2 protein-coding genes and 1 pseudogene are annotated in these 2003 nt (G+C 69.2%); all 3 read left to right on the top strand.

Going from position 1 to position 2003, the window contains the following annotated elements:
• A partial coding sequence (locus G3N93_RS38765) for a FliI/YscN family ATPase (protein WP_206135410.1) occupies positions 1–1085 on the top strand: 1085 nt, incomplete at its 5' end.
• Between the two features lie 5 nt (positions 1086–1090).
• Entirely contained in the window at positions 1091–1549 is a 459-nt protein-coding gene (gene fliJ / locus G3N93_RS38760) for a flagellar export protein FliJ (RefSeq protein ID WP_039353905.1), read from the top strand.
• A gap of 31 nt (positions 1550–1580) precedes the next feature.
• Positions 1581–1883: pseudogene (locus tag G3N93_RS38755) on the top strand (flagellar hook-length control protein FliK); the annotation flags it as partial.
• Between the last annotated feature and the right edge of the window lie 120 nt (positions 1884–2003).

Raw genomic sequence — 2003 nt, 5'->3', positions numbered from 1 at the left:
CCCCCGTCGCCGATCCGCTCGCGGGCGCGAAGCGGCTGCCGGTCGGCTGGGGAATGCTCGGGCGCGTCGTCGACGCGTCGGGCCGCCCGCTCGACGGCCTCGGCCCACTTGCGTCGAAGGTCGACGCGCCGCTGTCGGCGCCGTCGATCAACCCGCTCGAGCGCGAACCGATCCACCACGTGCTCGACGTCGGCGTGCGCGCGATCAACGCGCTGCTCACCGTCGGTCGCGGGCAGCGGATGGGTCTGTTCGCGGGCTCCGGCGTCGGCAAGTCGGTGCTGCTCGGCACGATGGCGCGCTACACGAGCGCGGAAGTGATCGTGATCGGGCTGATCGGCGAACGCGGCCGCGAAGTGAAGGAATTCATCGAACAGATCCTCGGCGAAGACGGGCTCGCGCGCTCGGTCGTCGTCGCGGCGCCGGCCGACGTGTCGCCGCTGCTGCGGATGCAGGGCGCGGCCTACGCGACGTCGCTCGCCGAGTATTTCCGCGACCAGGGCAAGCACGTGCTGCTGCTGATGGATTCGCTCACACGCTACGCGATGGCACAGCGCGAGATCGCGCTGGCGATCGGCGAGCCGCCCGCGACGAAGGGCTACCCGCCGTCGGTGTTCGCGAAGCTGCCCGCGCTCGTCGAGCGTACCGGCAACGGGCCGGAAGGCGGCGGCTCGATCACCGCGTTCTATACGGTGCTGACCGAAGGCGACGACCAGCAGGACCCGATCGCCGATTCGGCGCGCGCGATCCTCGACGGCCACGTCGTGCTGTCTCGCGCGCTCGCCGAGGCCGGCCACTATCCGGCGATCGACATCGAGGCGTCGATCAGCCGCGCGATGACCGCGCTGATCGACGAAACGCACCTCGACCACGTCCGGCAATTCAAGCAGATGCTGTCGCGCTACCAGCGCAATCGCGACCTGATCGCGGTGGGCGCGTATGCGCCCGGCCGCGACGCGCAGCTCGACCGCGCGATCGCGCTCTATCCGCGCATCGAGGCGTTCCTGCAGCAGGGCTTTCGCGAATGCGCGCCGTTCGCGTCGAGCCTCGCCGGGCTCGATGCACTGTTCGACGCTTACGGAGGCTGATCCAGATGGCACACGGCTTTCCCCTTCAGTTGCTGCTCGACCGCGCGCAGGAAGATCTCGATTCCGCCACGAAGCAGCTCGGCACCGCGCAGCGCGACCGCACCGCGGCCGCCGAGCAGCTCGACGCGCTGCTGCGCTACCGCGACGAATACCACGCGCGCTTCTCGCAATCCGCGCAGCACGGGATGCCGGCTGGCAACTGGCGCAATTTCCAGGCGTTCATCGACACGCTCGACGCCGCGATCGCACAACAGCGCAGCGTGCTGGCCGCGGCCGAAGTCCGCATCGACGAAGCCCGCCCGAACTGGCAAAACAAGAAACGCACCGTCGGCTCGTTTGAAATCCTGCAGGCGCGCGGCGTCGCGCAGGAAGCGAAGCGCGACGCCCGGCGCGAACAGCGCGACGCCGACGAACACGCCGCAAAGATCCTGCGCATGCGGGCCGACGCGGCCCGTTCGTCGTAACCGACCACCGCATTCGAACGAGAGAACCGTCATGCCTCCCCTGCCCCTGCTCGGCGCGCTGCTCGACACCGCCGGCACCGCACTCAAGGCCGCCCGCGGCTCGGGTTCGTCCAGCGCCGCCGGCAACGATGCCGCGACCGCGACGACCGCCGTGCCGTTCGCGCAGACGCTGAAGCAAAGCGTCATCACCCGTCGCGATGCGTCGAATTCCGGCGTGCCGGATGCGTCGACGAAACAGGCTTCGTCGAAGCCGGCCGCCGGCACGAAGTCGTCCGATGACGACGACACGACCGACGATACGACCACGAACGCCGCCACCAACCCCGACGCCGCTCGCGATGGCATCGTTCTATTTCACGCCGAAGAACTGCACGGGCTTCCTGTGCACGACGCTGAATCCGCTCACGCAGAACTGAGCGAGCATGGCGGCTGCATCGCGCGGCCGCTTTTCTGA

It is taken from the genome of Burkholderia sp. Se-20378, from assembly GCF_017104665.1.
GTDB classification, from domain to species: Bacteria; Pseudomonadota; Gammaproteobacteria; order Burkholderiales; family Burkholderiaceae; genus Burkholderia; species Burkholderia lata.
Note: the sequence above shows the minus strand (reverse complement) of the source record. Positions and strands in the feature narration are given on the sequence as shown.

Coding starts and splice junctions, on each gene's coding strand:
- fliJ (WP_039353905.1), top strand. CDS start 1,091: ATGGCACACGGCTTTCCCCTTCAGTTGCTGCTCGACCGCGCGCAGGAA.